24 protein-coding genes are annotated in these 23,904 nt (G+C 32.1%); 19 read left to right on the top strand and 5 right to left on the bottom strand.

Features of this window, described 5'->3' with window-relative positions; translation table 11 throughout:
• Nucleotide 1: 1 nt before the first annotated feature.
• Nucleotides 2-1,159 carry a cation:proton antiporter gene (locus CRV04_RS09890; protein WP_128996689.1) on the top strand — a complete coding sequence of 386 codons (1,158 nt, stop codon included), beginning with the start codon at nt 2-4 and terminating at the stop codon, nt 1,157-1,159.
• Here the strand turns inward: CRV04_RS09890 and CRV04_RS09885 are convergent.
• The 5 genes from CRV04_RS09885 to CRV04_RS09865 form a co-directional block, all read right to left on the bottom strand.
• Complete coding sequence (locus tag CRV04_RS09885; protein ID WP_128996688.1) at nt 1,121-1,765, bottom strand: AMIN domain-containing protein; 645 nt, start codon at nt 1,763-1,765, stop codon at nt 1,121-1,123. The two genes, CRV04_RS09890 and CRV04_RS09885, sit on opposite strands and share 39 nt — an antisense overlap.
• Entirely contained in the window at nt 1,762-1,926 is a 165-nt protein-coding gene (locus CRV04_RS09880; RefSeq protein WP_228126530.1) for a septum formation initiator, read from the bottom strand. The genes CRV04_RS09885 and CRV04_RS09880 overlap by 4 nt, the downstream gene beginning before the upstream one ends.
• A 62-nt stretch (nt 1,927-1,988) precedes the next feature.
• The gene (gene eno / locus CRV04_RS09875; protein ID WP_128996686.1) at nt 1,989-3,263 is read right to left on the bottom strand and encodes a phosphopyruvate hydratase; all 1,275 of its coding nucleotides are present in this window, start codon (nt 3,261-3,263) and stop codon (nt 1,989-1,991) included.
• A 149-nt stretch (nt 3,264-3,412) separates the two neighbouring features.
• Complete coding sequence (recA, locus tag CRV04_RS09870) at nt 3,413-4,444, bottom strand: recombinase RecA (RefSeq protein WP_128996685.1); 1,032 nt, start codon at nt 4,442-4,444, stop codon at nt 3,413-3,415.
• A gap of 82 nt (nt 4,445-4,526) precedes the next feature.
• On the bottom strand, nt 4,527-4,733 hold the full coding sequence (locus CRV04_RS09865) for a hypothetical protein (RefSeq protein ID WP_128996684.1): 207 nt from the start codon (nt 4,731-4,733) through the stop codon (nt 4,527-4,529).
• A gap of 67 nt (nt 4,734-4,800) precedes the next feature.
• Here CRV04_RS09865 and CRV04_RS09860 point away from each other — a divergent pair, with 67 nt between their 5' ends.
• From CRV04_RS09860 to asnB, 18 genes are all read left to right on the top strand, one after another.
• The gene (locus CRV04_RS09860; protein ID WP_128996683.1) at nt 4,801-5,841 is read left to right on the top strand and encodes an N-acetylneuraminate synthase family protein; all 1,041 of its coding nucleotides are present in this window, start codon (nt 4,801-4,803) and stop codon (nt 5,839-5,841) included.
• The gene (gene neuC, locus CRV04_RS09855) at nt 5,834-6,964 is read left to right on the top strand and encodes a UDP-N-acetylglucosamine 2-epimerase (RefSeq protein WP_128996682.1); all 1,131 of its coding nucleotides are present in this window, start codon (nt 5,834-5,836) and stop codon (nt 6,962-6,964) included. The genes CRV04_RS09860 and neuC overlap by 8 nt, the downstream gene beginning before the upstream one ends.
• Nucleotides 6,961-7,635: an acylneuraminate cytidylyltransferase family protein gene (locus tag CRV04_RS09850; RefSeq protein ID WP_128996681.1), complete on the top strand. Its 675-nt coding sequence runs from the start codon at nt 6,961-6,963 to the stop codon at nt 7,633-7,635. The genes neuC and CRV04_RS09850 overlap by 4 nt, the downstream gene beginning before the upstream one ends.
• Nucleotides 7,628-9,487 (top strand): glycosyltransferase family protein, encoded by a 1,860-nt coding sequence (locus CRV04_RS09845; protein WP_128996680.1) that lies wholly within the window; start codon nt 7,628-7,630, stop codon nt 9,485-9,487. Before CRV04_RS09850 ends, CRV04_RS09845 begins: the two co-directional genes overlap by 8 nt.
• Entirely contained in the window at nt 9,472-10,596 is a 1,125-nt protein-coding gene (locus CRV04_RS09840) for a glycosyltransferase (protein ID WP_128996679.1), read from the top strand. Before CRV04_RS09845 ends, CRV04_RS09840 begins: the two co-directional genes overlap by 16 nt.
• Complete coding sequence (locus CRV04_RS09835; RefSeq protein ID WP_128996678.1) at nt 10,589-11,860, top strand: glycosyltransferase; 1,272 nt, start codon at nt 10,589-10,591, stop codon at nt 11,858-11,860. Before CRV04_RS09840 ends, CRV04_RS09835 begins: the two co-directional genes overlap by 8 nt.
• 1 nt (nt 11,861) lies before the next feature.
• Complete coding sequence (locus tag CRV04_RS09830) at nt 11,862-12,851, top strand: radical SAM/SPASM domain-containing protein (RefSeq protein ID WP_164969144.1); 990 nt, start codon at nt 11,862-11,864, stop codon at nt 12,849-12,851.
• Complete coding sequence (locus CRV04_RS09825) at nt 12,841-13,437, top strand: formyltransferase family protein (RefSeq protein ID WP_164969143.1); 597 nt, start codon at nt 12,841-12,843, stop codon at nt 13,435-13,437. The genes CRV04_RS09830 and CRV04_RS09825 overlap by 11 nt, the downstream gene beginning before the upstream one ends.
• Complete coding sequence (locus CRV04_RS09820) at nt 13,438-14,577, top strand: class I SAM-dependent methyltransferase (RefSeq protein WP_128996675.1); 1,140 nt, start codon at nt 13,438-13,440, stop codon at nt 14,575-14,577.
• Nucleotides 14,574-15,257: a WbqC family protein gene (locus tag CRV04_RS09815; protein WP_128996674.1), complete on the top strand. Its 684-nt coding sequence runs from the start codon at nt 14,574-14,576 to the stop codon at nt 15,255-15,257. Before CRV04_RS09820 ends, CRV04_RS09815 begins: the two co-directional genes overlap by 4 nt.
• Nucleotides 15,247-16,167: a class I SAM-dependent methyltransferase gene (locus tag CRV04_RS09810; protein WP_128996673.1), complete on the top strand. Its 921-nt coding sequence runs from the start codon at nt 15,247-15,249 to the stop codon at nt 16,165-16,167. The genes CRV04_RS09815 and CRV04_RS09810 overlap by 11 nt, the downstream gene beginning before the upstream one ends.
• A 1-nt stretch (nt 16,168) precedes the next feature.
• Nucleotides 16,169-17,197, top strand: a complete 1,029-nt coding sequence (locus CRV04_RS09805) for a dTDP-glucose 4,6-dehydratase (RefSeq protein WP_128996672.1) — start codon at nt 16,169-16,171, stop codon at nt 17,195-17,197.
• Nucleotides 17,198-17,204: 7 nt separating this feature from the next.
• A complete protein-coding gene (locus CRV04_RS09800; protein ID WP_128996671.1) occupies nt 17,205-18,137 on the top strand; it encodes a class I SAM-dependent methyltransferase in 933 nt (310 codons plus the stop codon).
• Nucleotides 18,138-18,139: 2 nt separating this feature from the next.
• The gene (locus CRV04_RS09795) at nt 18,140-19,267 is read left to right on the top strand and encodes a DegT/DnrJ/EryC1/StrS family aminotransferase (RefSeq protein ID WP_128996670.1); all 1,128 of its coding nucleotides are present in this window, start codon (nt 18,140-18,142) and stop codon (nt 19,265-19,267) included.
• Nucleotides 19,264-20,202 carry a methyltransferase domain-containing protein gene (locus tag CRV04_RS09790; RefSeq protein WP_128996669.1) on the top strand — a complete coding sequence of 313 codons (939 nt, stop codon included), beginning with the start codon at nt 19,264-19,266 and terminating at the stop codon, nt 20,200-20,202. The genes CRV04_RS09795 and CRV04_RS09790 overlap by 4 nt, the downstream gene beginning before the upstream one ends.
• Before the next feature lie 6 nt (nt 20,203-20,208).
• Complete coding sequence (locus CRV04_RS09785) at nt 20,209-20,967, top strand: class I SAM-dependent methyltransferase (RefSeq protein ID WP_228126529.1); 759 nt, start codon at nt 20,209-20,211, stop codon at nt 20,965-20,967.
• 92 nt (nt 20,968-21,059) lie between these two features.
• On the top strand, nt 21,060-22,064 hold the full coding sequence (locus tag CRV04_RS09780; RefSeq protein WP_128996667.1) for a glycosyltransferase: 1,005 nt from the start codon (nt 21,060-21,062) through the stop codon (nt 22,062-22,064).
• 13 nt (nt 22,065-22,077) lie between these two features.
• Nucleotides 22,078-23,868, top strand: a complete 1,791-nt coding sequence (asnB, locus tag CRV04_RS09775; RefSeq protein ID WP_128996666.1) for an asparagine synthase (glutamine-hydrolyzing) — start codon at nt 22,078-22,080, stop codon at nt 23,866-23,868.
• Nucleotides 23,869-23,904 lie beyond the last annotated feature (36 nt).

Below are 23,904 nucleotides of genomic sequence, written 5' to 3'. Positions count from 1 at the left end.
CATGGGAAGTGAAATCACACTTATTATCAGTATCTCGCTGATTATTTTTGCTTCTCCTTTAATTTCTCAAAAACTTCGTGTGCCAACGGTGTGTATAGAGATCGTATTGGGGGCAATTTGTGCCTATTTCCTTCTGATTCCAAAGAATCACATCTTTGAACTTGTTGCTGAACTGGGATTCTTATATTTGATGTTTCTTGCAGGCTTAGAGGTGGATTTAAAGAAGCTTATCAACATTTCACCGACCATACTTCGACGAAGTTTGGCCTATGTGGCAATCATGTATTTCTTATCTCTTATAGGGACACTCTATTTTGGTTTAGGAAAAATTTTTATTGTAATTTTACCGCTTATCTCCATTGGTCTTTTAGCAACACTCAAAAAAGAGTATGGAGACCAAGAGTGGGTTAACTTAGGTATCACCGTAGGGCTTATTGGTGAGATTATTTCGATTATTGCTTTAACCACCGTGAGTGCAGGTTTGCAGTTTGGTTTTGGATGGGATTTCTTTAAGACGCTGTTTTTATTCACCTTCTTTATGTTAGGACTTCTTATTGTCTATAAAGTGTTTCATAATCTTGTATGGTGGTATCCAGAGATTAAAACCGTGCTTATGCCAAAAGATGATAACCAAGAGCAAGATATCCGTCTTTCAATGGCGATCTTCTTTTTAATGATTGCTATTATGATTTTCTTGAAACTGGAAGTGGCTTTTGGGGCGTTTATTGCAGGAAGTTTTATTGTGACCTATTTTGAGCATAACAAAGCTTTACCCACAAAGTTAGAGCATTTTGGTTTTGGATGGTTGGTGCCACTGTTTTTTATTTATGTGGGGTCATCGTTTGATATTGACTCTATTTTTCATGATGGGTTGCTTGTTAAAGCATTATTGATAACATTGACCATGTTATTGATTCGATTGATTGCTTCAACGGTATTTTTAAGTAAAGTGGGAAAAGAGAATATGGTGATGTTGGCACTTTCTCACTCCATGCCACTCACACTTTTGATTGCGGTTGCAACCTTAGCGTATCAAAACCAATCAATCACGCAGTTTTATTACTACGCGTTTATCTTGGCTTCGATTCTAGAGGTGTTGTTCTCAATGGTCGTAATACGACTACTTCAACCCCGATTCTTCAAAAACAACCGTAACTAAGTCTTTGTCGTAAGTGACTCTGTAGTCTTTTGGACTTGCAGGCACTTCAAGTACCACTCTGAAGAAGCTCTCTTCTTTGTGGTTTCCAATGATTAGTTTGTTAAAAAATTGAGAGTTTAAATCTTTTCGGATGGTATAAAAAGAGGTATTTGCTCTGAAATCTAAGATGATTTTATTTTCATTGTTTAAATCAAACTTTTGGAACACTTCATATTTAGATTTGATTTGAAGTGTTCGTCCCTCAAACTCCACTTCTACCCCAGGAAGAAGCGAGATCAACGCTTGTTTTGTGAAGGTTTTGTCTCGTTTAGGAACATACACCACTTTATCTGTGTCTACTTTTTTAACCTCTTTTTTAACCTCAGGTTTTGGAGCCTCTTTTTTTACTTCCTCTTTTTTAGCAACCTCTTCTTTAGGTTCAGACATCTGCTCATATTGAGAAGGATCGTCATTCTTTTGAAATTCAGCAGGATAGTCCTCTTCAATCTCCATCATTCGAGCAACCTCTTCTTGATACATGTTCGTTGGTTCAAAAGGATTTTCTCGTGCTGTGAGATTATTTGTACCTACAATAAGTAGTGTTACGATTAAAGAAAAAAGTTTCATTCTTCAGGCTCCAAGTTTTTGAGTTCAAAATACTCTTTTTGCAGTCGTGCATTTTCGAACTGCAATCGAGTAATTTCGTTTTTTAAGTATGCTTTTTTATTCTTTAAAGAATCATAAACTTCGTATGAATTCGTTCCAAAGAGTAAATTCGCGACATGCAAACCAAGAAATATAGTAACTACGACGCTTAGGACGACTGTTACTATAAATTTTTTTCTGCTCATTATTTGTTAAACGGTTGTTTCCCTAAATATTCAGCATAACCAATCTCTGCACCAATCTCTAAAAGACGGTTGTATTTAGCGATTCTATCACTTCGTGCAGTACTTCCTGTTTTGATTTGCCCGCAGTTAAGTGCCACAGCAAAGTCTGCAATAAAAGCATCTTCACTCTCACCACTTCGGTGACTCATCACACAGTTGTAGTTATTTCTTTGTGCCAATCGAATCGTTTGCATTGTTTCACTTACGGATCCAATTTGGTTAGGCTTAATCAAAATGGCGTTTCCAATCCCTTTAGCAATCCCTTCTGCTAAGATATTTGCGTTTGTTACAAACAGGTCATCTCCAACAAGTTGAACATTTTTACCCAGTTTTTCTGTTAAGATTTTCCATCCGTCCCAGTCATCTTCGCTTAATCCATCTTCGATTGAAACGATTGGGTATTTAGAACATAAATCAACATAATACTCAACCATTTGGGCACTTGTTAACTCTCTGTTTTCACTTTTAAGAACGTATTTTCCAGCTTCGTTGATTAACTCACTTGCAGCAACGTCTAAAGCAATGGCAATTTGTTCACCCACTTTGTATCCTGCTGTTTCAATTGCAGTAATGATAACTTGAATTGGCTCTTCGTTTGATTTTAAGTTTGGAGCAAATCCTCCCTCATCACCAACGGCTGTACTTTCACCCATACCATCAATCACTTTTTTTAAGTGTTGGTAGATTTCAGAAACGGCTCGTAAACCTTCATTGAAATCTTCAAATCCAACTGGCATGATCATATATTCTTGGAAATCCACTGAGTTGTTTGCATGCTCACCACCATTGATGATGTTAAACATTGGAACAGGCATAGTCATTGCATTTGCTCCACCTAAGTATCGGTATAATGGAATGTTCAGTGATGCTGCAGCCGCACGTGCAGTTGCCATAGATACACCTAAAACAGCATTTGCTCCAAGGTTTGAGTAGTTGTTTGTTCCATCGATGTCTTTCATGGTTGCATCGATTTCAGCTTGATTGTATGGGCTTAGTCCCAACAGTTCATCAGCGATTTTTGTATTTACATTCTCAACGGCTTGCAAAACACCTTTTCCTAAAAATCGGTCATCACCGTCTCGTAACTCCAAAGCTTCTCGTTTACCTGTACTTGCTCCACTTGGAACAATCGCGCTTTGTTTTGTTCCATCGCTTAATACTACGGTTGCTCTAACGGTTGGGTTACCTCGAGAGTCTAATACTTCATCTGCGTAAATATTGTCAATAAATACCACTGTGTCTCCTATAAAATTTTAATAGTAATTGTGAGTAATTTACTATATTTTTAGCCAATTATACTGAAATTTTTATTCGTAATTGCTTTGATAGAAAAAATATTAAAAATTGAGATTCAAAAAGAGGAAAAAGAGGAGTAAGAAGAGGATTATTCCTCTTCTGTTTCAGGTTCACCTTGAATAATGGCATCATTCATACCCAACGCTTCTAAGATTTTATTTTCAATCTCTAAAGCAATTTCGGGGTTGTCTTTTAAGAATACTTTAGAGTTTTCTCGACCTTGACCTACTTTTTGGTCGTTATAACTAAACCATGCTCCGGCTTTATCAATGATATCCAGTTTAACACCATAATCGATGATTTCACCAGTTTTAGAGATACCCTCTCCAAACATAATGTCAAACTCCGCTTGTTTAAATGGTGGAGCTACTTTGTTTTTAACCACTTTTACTTTTGTTCGGTTCCCAATAGAGTTCTCACCCTGTTTGAGTGTGGCTATTCTTCTGATATCCAGTCGTACAGATGAGTAGAATTTCAATGCATTTCCACCGGTTGTGGTTTCTGGACTTCCATATCCTGTCATACCAATTTTCATACGAATTTGGTTAATAAAGATAACCGTACATTGCATTTTGTTTAAAAGACCGGTGATTTTTCGTAAAGCTTTTGACATAAGTCGTGCTTGAACACCCACTTGTTGGTCATCCATGTCTCCATCAATCTCTACTTTTGGCGTTAAGGCTGCTACTGAGTCCACTACGATTAAATCCACCGCACCACTTCGAATAACGGTCTCTAAAATTTCAAGTGCTTGCTCACCATAATCAGGTTGTGAAACAAGTAAGTTATCAATATCAACCCCTAGGTTTCGTGCATAAATGGTATCCAATGCGTGCTCCGCATCAATAAACGCACATACGCCACCTGCTTTTTGGCACTCAGCAATGGCATGCAGTGTCAGTGTGGTTTTCCCTGAACTCTCAGGTCCATAAATTTCAATAACTCTTCCTTTTGGAAGTCCACCCACACCAAGAGCAACATCTAGTCCCAATGAGCCTGTGCTGATTGACTCAACTGGAACAACCTCTTTGTCTCCCAGTCGGATTAAGGTTCCTTTACCGAACGCCTTGTCGATTTGTTTGATTGCTAATTCTAAAGATTTTTTTTGATTATCATCCATTTTTCAGTCCTAATGCTTTTTTTATGTTCGAATTGTATCAAACTTTTTATGAGTTGTAGAAAATTATTGCAAATTGTAAGATTTATTGCTCTTCTTCAGATTTTTTCTTGATCTCTTCTATGGTTTCAATGGTTTTAATGTGAGAGTTGACCCGCTTTTTCATGGTATGTGTTTTGATGTGTTTGGCTAAGATTTTGGTGTACTTTTTATAATTTCTTGAACCCACTTCAAAGGTAGCTAACTTTTTTTGAATTTTTAGGATATCATCAGGTATTGCGCTGTTTGCCATATTTAAACCTATATTTTAGTTTTCTTTATGTATTATGATAACAAATATTTATTAAAAAAGATACACGATGCATGAGTTGCAAATACAAAATAGAAAAATTGGTTTACAACATCCCCCTTTAGTTATTGCAGAAATAGGTATCAATCACAATGGAAGTTTGAAAACGGCTTTTGAAATGGTTGATGCAGCGCATAAAGCGGGCGCTGAAGTCATCAAACATCAAACTCATGTGGTTGAAGATGAGATGAGTAAAGCAGCTAAAGAGGTCATTCCTGGCAATGCCGATATCTCTATATATGATATTATGGCTTCATGTGCTTTAAGTGAAGATGATGAAATCAAGCTCAAAGAGTATGTTGAATCCAAAGGCATGATATTTTTAAGCACACCCTTTTCAAGGGCAGCAGCCAATAGATTAGAGAAAATGGGTGTGAGTGCGTATAAAATTGGCTCAGGAGAGTGCAATAATTATCCTTTAATTGAACACATTGCTGCGTTTAAAAAGCCAATGATTGTAAGTACGGGAATGAACAATATTGAACAGGTTCGAAAAACCGTTGAAATTCTTGAACGATATGAAGTGCCTTATGCCCTTTTACACACCACCAATCTTTATCCTACGCCTGCTCATTTGGTTCGATTAGGGGCCATGCAAGCTTTGCAAGAAGCTTTTCCCAATGCCATTATTGGACTTTCAGATCATACTGTAAATAACAATGCCTGCTTAGCGGCTACGGCATTGGGTGCTTGCATTTTAGAGAGACACTTTACTGATTTAATGCAACGAAAAGGGCCTGATATTATTAATTCTATGGACCCTATTGCCCTTAAAGAGCTTATTGCAGCTAGCGCAGAGATTGCACAAATGCGAGGCGGAGTAAAAGAGGCTGCCAAAGAGGAGCAAATCACCATCGACTTTGCGTTTGCAACCGTTGTTACCATAAAACCTTTGAAAAAAGGGGAAGTGCTTACCAAAGAGAATATTTGGGTAAAACGGCCAGGAACAGGAGAAATCAAAGCAGAACACTACAATGACCTATTAGGGAAATGCGTCAATAAAGATATTGAGTGTGATGAACACCTCTCTTGGAGTGATATTGATGAATAAAAAAAGAATAGTGTTTCTAACTGGAACACGTGCAGATTTTGGAAAGATGAAGTCGTTGATTAAAATCACCCAAGAATCACCGCTTTTTGATGTGCATATTTTTGTAACGGGCATGCACATGATTGCCCAGTATGGTAAAACCATCATTGAGGTTGAAAAATCGGGCTTTAAAAATATCTACCCTTTTATAAATCATGATGAAATAGTACATATGGACAGAAACCTTGCTACGACCATCAATGGCTTTTCGCACTACATTGCAGAGTTGCAACCCGATTTGATATTGGTGCACGGAGATCGAATTGAGGCGATGGCAGGAGCTATTGTGGGAAGTCTGAACAATATCTTAGTGGCACACATTGAAGGGGGTGAAATATCAGGAACGATTGATGAACTCATACGTCACTCTATTTCAAAACTTTCACATATTCATTTGGTATCAAACCAAGAAGCCAAGAGAAGATTGGTGCAAATGGGTGAAGATGAAGCGGCTGTTTTCACTATTGGTTCTCCTGATTTGGATATCATGAACTCAAAAGAGTTGCCCTCTATAGAGTTTGTAAAAGAGTATTATCAAATCAAGTATGATAACTATGCCATTGTGATGTTGCATCCAGTGACCACAGAACTTAAAGCAATAAAAAAACAGGTGAAAATTTTTGTGGATGCTTTGCTGGAGAGTCAACAAAACTATATTGTGATTTATCCCAATAATGATTTGGGGTCTAATCTCATACTCGATGAGTACGAACGCTTTAATGATAATCCTAATATTCAGATGTACCCTTCGATTCGATTTGAGTATTTTTTAGTGTTACTTAAACATGCCAAGTTTATGATAGGAAACTCCAGTGCGGGTGTGAGAGAAGCGCCTTATTATAAAATACCTGCAATTAACATTGGCAATCGTCAAAATAATCGAGTGCACTCTAAAAGTATCATCAACATTGATTATAACAAAGAGGATATTTTAGAAGCGATTCAAACTGCTTTGCACCAAGAGAAATTTGAACAAGATGTCGATTTTGGGGATGGGAAAAGTGATCAAAACTTCTTAAAGCTTTTAACGGGTGAATCTGTATGGAATATCTCGAATCAAAAGCAGTTTAAGGATCGAGATTGAAAATTTTAGCCATTATTCCTGCTCGGGGTGGTTCAAAAGGGTTACCCAGAAAAAATATTGTAAACCTTGCAGGTAAACCTTTGATTGCTTACAGTATAGAAGCCGCACTGAACTCAAAATACATCACAAAAACAGTGGTCTCTTCTGAAGATGATGAAATTTTAGACGTAGCAGAATTTTTTGGAGCACAAACGCTTACAAGAGATGAAGCATTAGCTCAAGATGATGTGAAAACAGAACCTGTTTTATTGGATGTTCTTGAAAAATTGGATGAATCGTTTGATTATATGATTTTACTGCAAGCGACTTCTCCACTAAGAACCGCACAAGATATCGATGAAGCAATGAATCAAATGTTAGAGCAAAAAGCGGAGGCGCTTATCAGTGTGTATGAACCAAGTCATTCTGCTCTCAAAGCTTTTATGGTGGATGAGAACAGTTGTTTAAAGGGCATTGTCAACGATGAGTACCCTTTTTCTCCAAGACAACTTTTACCCAAAACATACTATCCTAATGGAGCTATTTACATCATCAATACAAAAGAGTTTATGAAAAACAGAAGCTTGTTTATAAAAGAGAAAACAGCCTTTTATTTGATGGATGAACGTATGAGTTTAGATATTGATACACAGAAAGATTTGGAAGTAGTTGAAGGATTATTGAATGAATGAATTTGATGAATTGGTTGAAAATATTTTACATAACTGTATTGAAGATATTGAAAAAAAAATCATTCAGCAAGAGAGTATTGTAGGTCTTTACTATATTACAGAGTACATGAAACAAGGCTTTTCTCTCTCATCAAAAAATAAAATGATGATTGATAAACTTGTTTTTTCATTCAAAACCGATCGAAGTATGGTCAATTATTTATCAACAGATATACGATATTTAATTACACATTTTTTTCTTGCAAGTATTCAAAATATCAAACATGAGAAAAAGCGTTTAGAAGAGTTTTTTTCAATTTATATTATTTTTGAGAATTATGAAAATATCATTGAGAATAAGGAGTTGATTCATTTACTCTTTCCACAAGAGAAACTCAGTGAGTATTTAAAGCATCTTTATAAAGCATTTAAACGAGATAAAAAGTTTATGCAAAGAGATTATATTGAACAAGAAAAAATGATTTTTAAACTTTTTTATATCACGCTGTTTATTTATGAAAGAAGTAAAGAGCCATTTTATGAGTTATTCAACTACTTGTACAAAATATTTGATGAAGCGATTAAACTTAAACTGGATGAATTGGTTTTATATTTATATGTTCCTTTGCAATTCTCTTGTTGTGGAGTCTCTAAAAGTCAAGAAGAGTTCAAAGAGTTTAATGAAAAAGTTGAAAAAAGAGTTGAAGAGTATGTGAAAGCAGAGTTAATACCACGATTTAAATTAGAAGCCGTAGATAAACAAAACGTAAGCAGCAAAAAACCTTTGAAAATTGCATTTGTGCAAGAGAGATTGATGAATTATTCAATACATAATGTATTTTATCAACTTTTACAAGAACTCAAAAAAATCAATGATGTTCAAATAGAAATCACAGTGATAGATTTAAATTTTCCTCAAATGAATGGTTCAAATTATTTTACCATTGAAGAGATGAAACAGTTAAGACTTCCATTAATTGATGCTCAAGAAAAATTTATTGGCGAAATGACACCCTTTTATTCTCCCGTGCAAAAGTGTTTGAAATTAAGAGAGTATATTATTGAACAAAATATTGATGTATTGATTGGATTGCACTCCCAAGTTGAATATAATTTTTTATTTACAACAAGAAGTGCTCCTTTACAAATATATTGGAGTCATGGTGATAGTGAATATGATATCGAAGGAATTGATAAAAAAATCTCTCATTTTTCTCAAAAAACACGCCAAAAAGAGTTTGAGACTTTTTTACTTCCTATAGATATGAATAAGTATAACCCTCCTGTAGATAACAAAACAGTTGAAGAAATAAGACAACAGTATCCTAAAGATGCTTTTATTTTAGGTTATATTGGTCGATTGATAAAAATTGAAAATGACCAATACTTAGAAACCATTGCTACAATTATGAAACAGAATAAAAACACAATATTTTTAGCTTGTGGAAGCGGTGAAGACGACTCTATTAGACAAAAAGTGGATAAACTAGGTATTGGCGAAAGGTTTTATTTTACGGGACACATTGACCCTCATCTTTATGGACATGTAATTGATTTATATCTTGATGCTTTCCCTTTAACTTCAGGAGAATCACTTAATGAGTATATGGCAAAAGAAAGAGTACCCATTATTTTACTTCCAAAAAATCATGAATCACTCTCTTTTTTAACAGAAAACAGAGGGGATAAAAGAATTCATGCAAAAAGTGTAGAAGATTATATAAATTTAGCAAACGTAATGATCAATGATAATCGTTTAAGACAATCTGTAGCAGAAGAGGTTGTTCGACATTTTAATACCGTCTCTTATACATACAGTAAGGGCTCTTTTATCAATACTTTAAATAAAATAATGAAATGGGATATTCAGTGAAGCCTAAAATATTATTTATTGTAGATACGCTTGCTTTTGGTGGAGCACAAAAAGTATTGTTTGAACAAATGAAATATATTAAAAAACAAGGGTATGAAGTAGCTCTTTTTTCGATTAAAAAGAATATGTATCATAATTGGTTTGAAGAGTTTTTAATTTATGGAGCCATTAATGAACAGCAGAGCATTGCTACTAACATTTTTGTAGTTTTAGAAAAATTAAAAGAAGTGGTACCACATTTTGATGTAATCATTGGATTTATAGATTTATTTACCAACTACTTGGCGGTTATGTCGGGTAAAATGCATAATAAAACAACGTTGGTTTCAAGCAGAGTTGTATTGTCTGATCATCTTCAAAAAATCGATTATCCTTCAGTAAATCATGAAATGATTACGTATTTTTATAATCAAGCAGATGGGGTAATTGCATTGTCTAAAAATGTGAAAAAAGATTTAATTGAAAAGTATGCAATTGATACAAAAAAAATTTTTCAAGTATATAATCCTGTGAATTTTAAAAGAGTTGAACAACTCTCTCAAAAAGATTGTAAACATGAAACTTTTTTTAATCGAAGAGTGATATTGTCTATTGGAAGAATGACGGAACAAAAAAATCATTTGTTTGTTTTAGAACTTTTTTCACATATAGCAGATGAATACGAAGATGTAAATTTGTGCATCTTAGGAGATGGTCCATTAAGAGAAAGTTTGCTTAAAAAAATTAACAAATTATCTCTTGAGAATAGAGTTTTATTGCCAGGTAATGTGGAAAATATTTATCCGTATTTAGAAAAATCTGAATTATTTTTATTTCCTTCGTTATATGAAGGGTTAGGGAATTCAATTTTAGAAGCATTATCTGTAGGTGTTCCTATTGTAGCTTCAAATTTAGAGGTCATTAAAGAGTTGATAGAGAATAAAAAAAATGGATTACTGTGTGAATTGGCGCAACCTGAAACTTTTATTCAAGCGATTAAAAAAATACTTGAAGATAAAAGTTATGCTCAAATTTTATCAAATAATGGGAAAATAAGTGTTCAAAGGTTTCAGATTTCAAAAATAGGTGAAGAGTTTTTAAGGGTTATTAATAAGGTATATAATGGATAATAAATTTAAAACATATATGAATCAAAGAGGATGGTTTGTTTTATTTGATGATTTTGAACCACCGTTTTATTGGTTAAATGAATTAAAATATAAATTGATTGGAATTTTTGTTTCTCTTCTTGCTTTTCCTATCGTCTTGCTTTGTTTACTCTATTTATTTTTTGAAACAAAACTCAGATTCTCAAAAAAGTGTCGAATGTTATTTGGTACACATTTTATTATTACGCTGAAACTTTTTGCAAAAGAACTTGAATCTACTCACGATGTAACCTATTTTACATTTAAAGACAATGGGCATGTTGTACCAGATCTTGATGTAAAAACAATTGAAAATATTGCACCTTCATTTATAAGTCGCAGATTTCCTTTATTATTAGGACGATATTTTGCTTTTTTATGGGCAATACGTAATTTTGATATACTGCACCTCTATTTTGATGGAGGTTTTTTAAATAGAACTATATTTTGGCGATTTGAGCCTATTATTTATCAAATATTTAAAAAAAAGCTGATTATGTATTCTTTTGGAGAAGACAGAACCGATTTTATAAGAACTCACAATCTTTTTCATAAAGTTGGTTTAATGGGATTCAATAAAACTTATTTTGCAAATGATTTTATAAAAATTAAGAGAAATTATTGGTGGAGTAAGTATGCGAATTATGTTATTGGAAATACTGATTATCTGATATACCTTCCGAAACTTGATGTGCTGACTTTTAATATGCATATTTTGCCCTATGAACAACTTGTGAATAAAAAAATCAATGAGAAAATTAAAATTGTACATTTTGCAAATCATGGCATAAGAAAAGGGTCTCATATTATAGAAAAAGCACTTAAAACTGTTTGTGAAGAAACCGATCTTATTGAATATGAAATGATTTATAATGTTTCAAGAGACGAAGTACTGGAAAAAATGAATACAAGTCATATTGTAATAGAACAAGTAAGTAATGGTTTTCCTAGTTTTACCACGTTTGAAGCTTTAGCTAAAGGTAACGTTGTTTTGACAATGATTGATGAAAGTTTAATGAGTCTTTATCAATTCTTGATTCCAGAGTATTATGAAGATTTTTTTCAACAACCATACGTTATAAATACCAATATGAATAACTTGAAAGAAGATATTTTAAAAGTAATCAACAATAAACAAACATTAGAAGAGACTTTAAAAGCGACTCATGAATATGCTTATCGTCGTATTAATGATAATATTGAAGCATATCGTGCAATTATTAATAAAGTTATTAATAAGGATTAAAATGTTGACGAAAGATCAAAAAGATAAATTATTAAAAATTGAAAGAAATCTTAAAAATTGGGAATTTCCTCCTCAATTAATTATTGAAACCACATCTGTATGTAATCAAAAGTGTATTCATTGTAACCATCGTATTATGGAAAGACCTAAAGTCCATATGAAAGATGAAGTGTATAAAAAAATCATAGATGAACTCTCAGAAATAGCTCCAAATACAGAAGTTTGGCCTACTTTTTATGGGGAGGCTTTTACTTTAAGAGAGAAGTTATTTGAACGTTTACGTTATGCCAGAGATAAAGGATTAAGTAATTTGGTTCTTAATTCAAATGGTCGACTTTTAGAGAGAGATAATTGGATTGATGAAATATTAACATCAGGATTAAAACGATTTATCCTCTCTTTAGATGGATTTACAAAAGAGACATTTGAAAAAATCAGAGTAGGAGGAGACCGAGATAAGATTTATGCCGCAGTTGAAAAACTTTTACTTCGAAAAGAGGAGTTAAATTTAGAATTTCCTGTCATACAATGTCAATACTCTGTGATGGAAGAGAATGAACATGAAGTTGAAATGTTTCAATCTTATTGGGAAGAAAGAGGGGCTGAAGTCAAAACACGTGCAATGTTCTCTTGGACCAATTCGGGTGAAGTAGTTGCCCAAAATTTAGATTATAGTAATGAGTTTAGAATAGCCTGTCCTTGGGCAAATAATACAATGGCAATTCATCAAGATGGGAATGTGGTCACTTGTGCAGTGGATTATTCAGGGCGATGTGTTGTTGGAAATGTGCAAGAGTTTTCTTTAGTAGAATTATGGGCTCGACATAATGAAATTGTAAGAAAACCACATATTGAAAACAGATGGAATGATATACCTGATATTTGTAAAACTTGTCCAGATTGGCAAGTGGTTGGGGCAACGTATCATAAAAATAAAAATATTGAAGAAAAAAAAGAAGCCAGACCTTTTTGGTGGAAAAATGATAGTTAATCTTTTTGCTCTTACTGGTTATGGGAACAATGCTTTAGAGATATTATTACAAAAGGGCATAAAAATTCAGTGCTTATATACTCGTAAAGAACCAAACCCCTATCCCTATTATGAGTTAGAACAAATTGATGAATTAGCAAAAAGAAATTGTATTGATGTGCAGTATATAGATAAAAATTGTTCTTGGAGTATTAAAAACAGGGCAGATGTTAATCTTATTGTCTCTTATCATAGATTATTTAAAAAAGAGCATTTACAAAGTGCACACTATAATATTAATATTCACCCCTCTTTACTCCCTTCTTATAAGGGGCCTACCCCCACGCGATGGATGCTTTTTAATAAAGAAAAAGAGTGTGGAATTACAGCACATCATATGACAGAAGTAGTTGATGAAGGAGATATTATCTATCAAAAAGCGTATGCTTTAACTTCAAATACTGATGCGGAGTTAAGAAAATTTTTAGCTATAAAAATTGAAGAATGTGTAACATATATTTTAAAAAATTTTTCAAAATGGAATATAATTGATAGTCCCTATTTGGAGTCTTATTATGGACCATTTGATACAAAAAAAGGAAAGTAAATGAATCAAAAACAAGTGTGTGATATTTGTGGGAATAAAAGTTTTAAATTAATTTTAGATAATCAATTACCATCAGTATGCTCTGGCGGAGAGATTGTTCAAAACAGCATTCCTTTAAGAAGAGAAGAGTGTCAACATTGTGGATTTATAAAAACCATAACATCTCCTTTAGATATGTTAGGCGACAATTATTATAAATCTACTTATTCCGCAAAATTAAAAGATTCAAATTATGATTTTGTTAATTTTGCTTTTAATAAGAATTTTGTAGAGGTTTTAAATGATTTTGTTTTGGCACATGACTTTAAAACAACCGGTACTCTTCTGGATATAGGGTGCGGTAAAGGAAAATTTGAAAAAGCGTTCTTAGAAAAATATCCAAATTGGAAAGCCATTGGTGTTGACCCCAGTGAAAAATCTATAGAAATAGCTCAACAAAGTGCACCTTCCGCACAATTTATTCTTGATAAATATAATTATGATCTTTTTAAAACAGAAAAATATGATCTAATTGCAATGCATACAATTCTAAATCGAGTTTCTCCTGCAATTTTAATTCAAGATGCAGGAAAACTGTTAAATATAGGAGGTGTTTTAAGTGTACAAATAGCTATTTTTGAACAAACACCTTTTCAGTTCTACTTTGCAGATCATCCATACCTTTATGATTATGAGCATCTGTGTTTCATTGCAGCAAAAAATGGCCTATTCCCAATTAAAATGGATAATAATGGAAATTTAACTCGCGTTTTATTTGAAAAAAGAGATCAGTCAAGTGAGTTTACGATTGATACCCAAAGAATATTTCTGAAAAATAGAACCATTATTACACAATGGAAACAGATAATTTCTGAATTGTCTGAATGCAGTGATGCTGGAATGACATTAGCCATTTATGGTGCTGGTACAACTGCTGCCATGTTAATTTCACAAAGCGGGTATGATCTTAAACTTTTAAAAATAATCTTTGATGATAATGCATATAAAATAGGAGAAACTTTTTTAGATTCAAAAATTGAAAGTTTTGATATTGCTAAGGCAAAAACAGTTGACAGAGTTTTATTATGTGCAGGTCCTGATGGTATTTTAAGAATGAAAGAAAAAGTTAATTTAGATTCCGTTATTGGGTATGGCATATGAATGTAGCCATTTTACAGCCATCTTATATTCCTTGGATTGGTTATTTTGAACAAATAGCAAATGTAGAAAAGTTTGTATTTTATGATGATGTTCAATATACAAAAAATGATTGGAGAAATAGAAACAGAATCAAAACGCCACAAGGAGCTTTATGGTTGACCATCCCTGTCTCATACAAATATAAAGAGCTTATCAATGAGGTAACTGCGATACCAGGTTGGCAAAAAAAACATTTGAAAACCATTATTAACTATTATCATAAGGCTAAATATTTTGATGAGATATTTCCACTTTTTGAAAAAGTAATACTCAATGAGAAAAAATTTCTTTCTGAAATTTGTATAGATATAATTAAAACCATCTCTTCTTATTTAGAGTTCAAAACAAAGTTTTATCGTTCTTCTGAAATGAATATTAGTGGAGATAAGAATGAGCGTTTAATTAATATTTGTCAAGAATTAAATGCGCAGTTGTATTATAGTGGACAATCAGCAAATAGTTATATTAATGTAAAAAAATTTCAAGAAAAGGGGATAGAGGTTAAATTTCAGAATTTTAATTGCGTACCATATGAGCAGTTTTATGGTGAGTTTATTCCATATCTATCTGTTCTTGATTTATTATTTCATTGCGGGAAAGAGAGTCGTAATATAATACAAAAGGGCGTGTATGGAATCTGAGTTTATAATACCTGACTCTATAAAAAGTGAAATTGAAAAAGGATTAAAGTCATTTAGAAAAAAATATAGCATTAATAGTAAACTTAATAATGTTGAAAATATTTTAAATGGGATTAAATATGTTTTTGAGACTCATCGATTTAAAAAATTCAACCCTTCTGTATATAAAGAAATTAAATATTTGGAGATAGGTGTAGGATTGGGAGGAAATTTAATTAATTCTCTCAAAGCAGGCTATGATATAAATGGTATTGAACCTTCATGTGATGATGAAATCAAAGGCAGATATCAAGCATGTTTGAATCTTATGATAGCCAATGGAATAAAAGATCCTGAAGATAAGTTGATTGATTCAGTTGTTGAAAATTTGCCTTTCTCAGATGAAAGTTATGATTTTGTTTTTAGTATTGCAGTTTTAGAACATGTAAAGAGTGTAAGAGAAGCATTGAAAGAGTCTTATCGCGTATTAAAAAGAGGTGGGGTTATGTATATGAATATACCAAATTATGACTCGTTTTATGAAGGGCATTACGATATTTTATGGCTTCCTTATCTGCTTCGAAATAAAAAGATGGCAAGATTGTATTTAAAACTTAGAGGTCGTGATCCTTCCTATTTAAAAGAGTTAAATTTCACTCGACCTGACATGATAATGAAAATTGCTAAAAATGAGATGCCTAATGGTACATATGATTGTTATCCCCATATCACAGGATTTTTATCTGTTTTTGGTTTGATTTACTTTGCTTTTAAAACAAAAACATCAAATGAATTTCATGTAACACAAAAGTTATCAAGACAACCTTTACTCTATAAAGCAAGCTATTTTATTTCTATGGTGGTTGTCAAAACATTCATGTTTTGTGGGTTTGCAAAAACTTTTAATTTTATATATTTTAAGGAGGAATAATATGTCTCAAGTCTATTTAATAACGGGTGGTGCAGGATTTATAGGTTCAAATTTTGTTGATTACATTTATAATAAATATCCCGATTCAAAAATAATTGTTTTGGATTTATTAACCTATGCAGGGAATATTGAGTATTTACCCGAAAAACAAAATTGTGATCGTTTTGAATTTTGGTATGGAGATATCAAAAATACAAGTTTAGTTGAGTCTTTAGTCTCTCAATCTGATTATGTAATCCATTTTGCTGCAGAGACGCATGTGACTCGTTCCATCTCAGATAATAAAAATTTCTTTGAGACCGATGTGCTTGGTACACAAGTTATATCCAATGCCGTTTTAAAATATATGACAAAAGTTAAAAAATTTATTCATGTATCAACCTCTGAAGTTTATGGAAATGCACAAGAAGCCACAATGGATGAAAATCATCCATTGAATCCAACCTCTCCATACGCTGCGGCTAAAGCAGGTGCAGACAGATTGGTGTATTCATATTTTATAACCTATAACATTCCTGCAGTGATTGTCCGGCCTTTTAATAATTATGGACCAAGACAACATTTGGAAAAGTTAATTCCTCGATTTATTTCAAATATATTAATTGCAGATCCCCTTTGCATTCATGGCAATGGTGAGGCAAGCAGGGATTGGGTCTATGTTGAAGATACTTGTCGAGCCATAGATATGATTTTAACGGCTCCTTTAGAAGATGTTCAAGGGGAGGTTTTCAATATTGCCACGGGAAAAAGTTACTCTATTTTAGAAATTGCAGATGAGTTATTAACAATAATGAAACCTGAAAAATTAAATAAAAAATTTGATACAGATAGACCAGGACAAGTTCATCGGCATACTGGTGATTATAAAAAAATCAGAGAGTTACTTGGATGGGAACCTGAAATTGATTTTGAACAGGGATTAATTAAAACTGTGTCGTGGTTTAAAGAAAATCAGACTTTATGGGAAAAACAGATGTGGTTAAAGGATATACCTATTACGCTTCCAAATGGTCAAAAAATAGTACATTGAGGGTTACATGGATAAAGAAGAATTGTCAGAGTCTTTATTTGAATATTTAAAACAAGATCTCTCTTTTGGAAAAAAATTAAGAGGAGATAAATTTAACTTAGAAGCAACAATAAATACTGTTTTTTTGGCAAATAAATCTATGCCCTCAACCGTTCTTTCTAGATTATTATCAAAAATCTCTGAGTCTCCAAAATCATTAAAGTATTTAGAAGTTGGAAGTGGTTTAGGAATATCTTTAGTAGAAGGACTACGAGAAGGGTTTAATATAAAAGGTTTAGAACCGGGTAAAAATTGTGGATTTGAAGGCAGATTTAACTTTACTCTTAAATTATTGTCTCACTTTGGAATTAATCCAAATGAGATTATTTTTGATGGTTTTGCTGAAAATATGAGTATGTTTGTTGATGAAGAGTTTGACGTTGTCTATTCCAATCAAGTACTTGAGCATGTAAAAAATGTACAACAAGTATTAAAAGAGTCGCAAAGAGTTCTTAGAAAAGGTGGAATGATTTTTATGTCGGTTCCTCATTATAACTATTATTATGAAGGCCATTATCAGCTCTTTTGGTTACCCTATATATTTCTTAATAAAAAAATTGCCAAACAATATCTTGCTTTAAGAGGAAAAGATAAAAGTTTTGTTGATGAACTTAATTTTATTACATATGGGAATTTATACAATACCGCTAAACAAATTTTTAAGAAAAAGCATTTTTATATCATGCCACATTTTAAAAACAAGTATATTAGTTTTTTTTCAGTATTATACTATTATCAGCAGTTGAATTTTGAGAATATACCTAATAAAGTAGCATTAAATATATTTGTACAAAATAGACTTGGTAAAACTTTGAGCAAACCATTGATCTCTTTTTTTGTAAGGGTATTTATTATGTTAGGCTTTGCTGAGTCCTTAAATTTAATCTATTATAAGAAGTAAATATGAAAGTGGATTTTTTTAAACATAATATTGATGAAACAGACATTGATAGAGTCAATGCTGTTTTAAGATCAGTTTTTTTAACCAATGCTAATGTTACATCTGATTTTGAAAAGCGTTTTTCACACTATATGAAGAGTAAAGAATGTGTTGCTGTAAATTCTTGTACCGCAGCATTACATTTATCTTTATTGGCATGGGGGATAAAAGAAGGAGATGAGGTTATTACAACATCCATGAGTTTTATTGCAACTGCAAATGCTATTTTACACTCAGGAGCAAAACCTGTTTTTGTAGATGTTGAACCCGAAACATATTTAATAGATTGCAGTAAAATTGAAGACGCCATTACCCCAAACACAAAAGCAATTCTTCCTGTGCATTTGTATGGACAGATGTGCGATATGAAAGAGATAAACAAAATTGCAAAGAGACACAACCTCATAGTTATTGAAGATGCTGCACATTGTATTGAAGGAGAAAGAGATGGGATTAAAGTAGGAGAACTTTCCCATGCAGCATGTTTCTCTTTTTATGCCACTAAAAATATCACTTCAGGTGAAGGTGGAGCGATCATTTGTCAAGATGAAAGCAAAGCAGAGTATTTAAGAAAATTAAGATTGCATGGCATGAGTAAAGATGCATCAAGTCGTTATTATGGAAAGTTTTCTTATTGGGATATGGAAATATTAGGATGGAAGTATAATATCAGTGATATACAATCGGCTCTTTTAATTGGACAATTAGAAAGAATTGAGGATTTATTAAGTAAAAGAAAAAAAATTGTTGATATCTATGAAGAAAAACTTAAAAAAAATCTTGAAATTAAAAGAGTGAAGTATCTTAATACCGTTAAACAAAGTTATCATCTATATGTGATTCATGTTAAAAATAGAGATGAGGTGATTCATAAGTTAAATCAGAAAGGAATTAGTGTTGCTGTTAATTACAATCCCATACATTTAACCTCTTTTTATAGAACACAATTCAACTATGAAAGAGGGACTTTTCTCGTTACAGAAAATTGGGGAGAAGGTTGTATCTCTTTACCTCTTTATCCAACATTAGAGCATGAAAAAGTCAATTATGTAGCAGACTGTTTAATTGATATAGTAAAGGAAAAGAAGTGAAAGAAACTGCTTTAAAATATTTAGTTTGTCCTGAGTGTGAAAGCGAATTTACATTAACAGTGATTACTTCAAAAAATGAACGCATTAAAGAGGGAGTATTACATTGTAAAAAATGCAGTAAAGAGTTTGAAATAAAAGATTTCATTCCTCGTTTTGTAAAGAGTGAAGAATATGTAGAATCTTTTGGTAATGAATGGCATCTTTTTAAAAGAGTCAAGAATGATCGAGAAGAGATGTCAAAAAATGAAATGCAACAATATTTGTCATTAAAAGAAGAAGATATAAAAGAAAAAGAGGTATTAGAAATTGGTTGTGGAGCAGGTCCTTATTTAGAAATCAGCGCTTCATCTTTTAAAGCTAAACATATAGTGGGTGTTGATTTAAGTCGAGCAGTTGATGCTGCTTATGAAAATATAGGCCACTTAGAAAACGTAACAATCATACAAGCAGATTTGTTTTATTTGCCTTTTAAAAAAGAGAGATTTGATGTTGTGTATTCATTAGGCGTGCTTCATCATACCCCAGATACCCAAAAAGCTTTTGCTTCAATCAGTAAATTTGTAAAATCCAGTGGTTTATGCAGTATATGGTTATATGGTGCATATTGGTTACGAAAAAGTGCAAATCAAGATCGTATAAGAAAATACATTACTTCAAAGATGTCCATGAAAGTTTTGTACCGTTTTTCTAAAGTGGCCTCTTGGTTATATTATCTTTATAAGATACCTTTCTTGGGTAATGCATTCAGGGAAACATTTCCAATTGCAATGGATAAAGACAAAGAGGTAAGAGCTTTAAATACATACGATATGTACAGTCCTTCGTATATCAATCGTCACTATATTGATGATGTGTATACGTGGTTTATTGACAACGGTTTTAAAAAGATAGAACCTTGTCGATACCTCTTAGGAATGAAAGGAATAAAGAGGTAAATGCAGATGATGGAACGATTGTGTCATTATTTTTCTTATAAACTTATTCCAATTTTAACAGGAAGTATACATCAACCAGATGTATATGTGACCGATGGATTTTTTTTAAATTGGCGTCAAATGAAAAAATCGATTTTAAAAGCGAGTCATTATGTAAAGGGAAAATGTTTGGATATAGGCGCAGGACAAGCACCATATAAAAAATATTTAGAAGAAAAATGCACAGAGTATATTATAAGTGATTCAAGTTTAACCCATAAAGAGATGTTTAAAGCATCAGATGTTCAATTTGTTAATGCAGAAGCAACTTCTTTGCCTTTTGCTTCTGAAACAATGGATACCGTCATATTAACTCAAGTATTGGAGCATGTTTTTGATTATCAAGATGTTATAATAGAGGCCAAAAGAGTTCTCAAAAAAGAGGGCATATTACTTCTTTCTGTTCCTTTTATATATCAAGCACATGCACAACCTTATGATTTTTTTCGGTTTAGTGAATTTGGGTTAAAAACTTTATTAGAAAAGAATGGATTTGAAGTTATAGAGTTTCATTATCAAGGATATTTAGGAACAACATTAATATCAATTATAAATGGCTATATTTGGGATAGAACGAGTAAATTTAGGTGTTTTCGTAATATTGTCTGTTTGCCAATCATTTTACCTATTTTTGTATTCAATAATATCATTGGACTATTTTTAGATACCTTCAAAGCTCAATCTTTTTCTCCTAATTTTTTTGTTATTTGCAGGAATAGAGATTGAAATCTATTCTTTTTATAACTCATAATCTTACTTTAGGTGGAGTACAAAAAAATATAGCATTATTAGCCAATTATTTTGTGCAAAAATGTAGAGTGTCTATTCTTTTATTTGAAACAAAAGAAGTGATGTATACTTTGGATAAAAATATAGAACTTTTTTATCTGCCGCAAATATATTTTTCTAAAAAAGAACTGTCAGCAGAACAAACTGGAGAAAAACTTTTTAAATTTAGAGTTAAAGGAATAAAAACTTTTTTTAAAAGTACATTATTTGATAAGATTATCTCTTTTGAAGATTATAATAATATTTGCACATTAACTGCTTTACAAGAGAATTCAAATGTGATTGTTTCTTCACGTGTGAGTATTGGAAATATGTATAAAAATCAAATGATACATTTGATGCCTTACAGTTTTTATGTGTCCAATATTAAAAAATTATATAAGAACATAAAAGTAATATCTGTGAGTCAAGGTGTTGCAGAAGAGTTAAAAGAATATAATATTATCTCAAAAGTGATTCCCAATGGAATAGATATAGATAAAATCAAAGAGCTTTCACTGGTCGAGTGTGATATTAAAGAACCTTTTTTGTTGCATGTCGGAAGGTTTGACACTCGACAAAAAGGACAAAAAGAGGCGTTGTATGCGTATAGTCTTATTGCCTCAAAAATGAAAACCAAATTAGTTTTTATTGGAGATGGGAAAGATAAACTACATATTCAGCAAGAGGCAGAGCGTTTGAAATTAGAGCAAAGAGTGATTTTTAAAGGTTATGAACAAAATCCTTATTGTTATATGGCCAATTGTGAAGCATTTCTTTTTCCTTCAGTGTATGAAGGACTACCCAATACTTTCTTAGAAGCATTAAGTTTAAACTGTAAAATAATCTCTTTTAAGTTTATACCATCGTGGAGAGAGTTTGCTGGTTATGAAAATGTAGAATTTATTGATAACGATATTGAAGTATTGGCTCAAAAAATAGTGGATGTATTGAATCAACCAAATAAGAAAGTTAAAGAGTTAAATCAACGTTGTATAAATGAGTTTTCTCTTTCTCAAACGTTCAGAAAATGGGAAAATATTATTTTAAATTGAAGGTGAATAAAACATGTGTGGAATACTTTTAGAAGTAGGAAAGAGCAGTGAAAAAAACTTTAGAAAAGCTCTAGATACATTACATCACAGAGGTCCAGATGCAACCGATGTATGGATAAATAACAGTGTAAAAATGGGGCACAAAAGACTGGCAATTATTGATCTTGAAGAGCGCTCTAATCAACCAATGAAATTTGAAGAGTATACAATTGTATTTAATGGAGAAATTTATAACTTTAAAGATCTAAAGAAAAAATTCTCTTTTAACTGTCAAACGAAAAGTGATACAGAGGTGTTGCTTCACTTGTATAAAAAGTTTGGACATAAAATGTTGGATCATCTTAACGGAATGTTTGCTTTTTGTATATACGACTCTAACAAAGAAGAGTTTTTTATAGCAAGAGATCGTTTTGGGAAAAAACCCCTTTACTACTCTTCACTTAAAGGATTTATGGTATCAAGTGAAATCAAAGCCATTCTTGCATTGTTACAAACCACACCTTCTCTTAATAAAATTGCAATGCAACAATTTTTTTCTTTTCAATCATCCCTCCCTCCATATACCTTTTTTGAAGGTATTTACAAATTAGAAGCTGGAACATATGGAATTTATAAAAACAATAATCTGACCATTAAAAGATATTATAAAGCAGGAGAAAAAGAACTTCTGAATATCAGTGAAAAAGAAGCACTATTAAATATTGAAGAGTTATTATTTGATTCAGTGCAGAAGCGGCTTGTTGGAGATGAAGAAGTGGCTTCATTATTATCAGGAGGTATAGACTCTTCATTGGTAAGTGCGATTTATGCAAAAGTTTCAGGAAAAAAAATCAATACCTTTTCAATTGGTTATGATGAATATTTACATTATGATGAACTGAATGAGGCTAAAGAAGCATCACAACATATTGGTTCTATCCATCATGAATTGAGAATAGGTAGAAAAGATTATATTAATATCATGGAAACTGTTTTAACACATTTTGATGAACCAATGGGAGACTCCGCATCATTTCCTACGTATTTAATCAGTAAAATGATTCATGAGAAAGGCATTAAAACGTCATTAAGTGGAGAAGGGAGTGATGAGATATTTTTAGGGTATGATAATTATTTTCATATGGCACAATTTTATTCTATGAATAATGAGCTATCAAGCAACAGTAAATCTCTTCTGAAAAACTATTTAGACAATAACCAAAATCTTTCTAGAAGTTGGGAATATTTAAATCGAGTGTGTAACAATGAACAAATCTTTTATAGTGGAGGGGAGACTTTTACAAAAATGCAATTGGATAAATTACAAACTGAAAGTTGCTTTGATGTAAGAGAAAAACATCCATATGAAAATGATCCTTATTTATGGATGTCAAAAGTTGATCTTAAAATCTGGATTGCTGAAGTATTAATGAGTAAAATTGATCGAATGTCCATGGCAAACTCTTTAGAATTAAGAGCTCCTTTTTTAGATTATAGGTTAGTGGATTATATGTTGTCTTTACCTGGGCACCTTCGGGCAGGAGATACCAATAAATATCTTTTAAAGAAAATTGCTTCAAAATATATACCTACTTCTATTGTAAATAGAAGAAAAAAAGGCTTTAGCTCTCCTTTTATTGAATGGTTATACGCAGAATATGATAAAGAAATCTTAACATTAATGTTAAAAGTAGCCAATGAGAGTGGGTTATTTCATAGTGAATTTATAAAATATTTATATTTAGAAGGGAAAGAAGGACGATTTAAACAGCACATTTGGTCTTTATATTTATTTTGCAGATGGTATCAAAAAGTCTTTATGTGAGTGAGTTAGATGAAGTCATTGCTTACCCCATGGGTG

The organism is Candidatus Marinarcus aquaticus (assembly GCF_004116335.1).
Classification (GTDB): Bacteria; Campylobacterota; Campylobacteria; order Campylobacterales; family Arcobacteraceae; genus Marinarcus; species Marinarcus aquaticus.
Note: the sequence above shows the minus strand (reverse complement) of the source record. Positions and strands in the feature narration are given on the sequence as shown.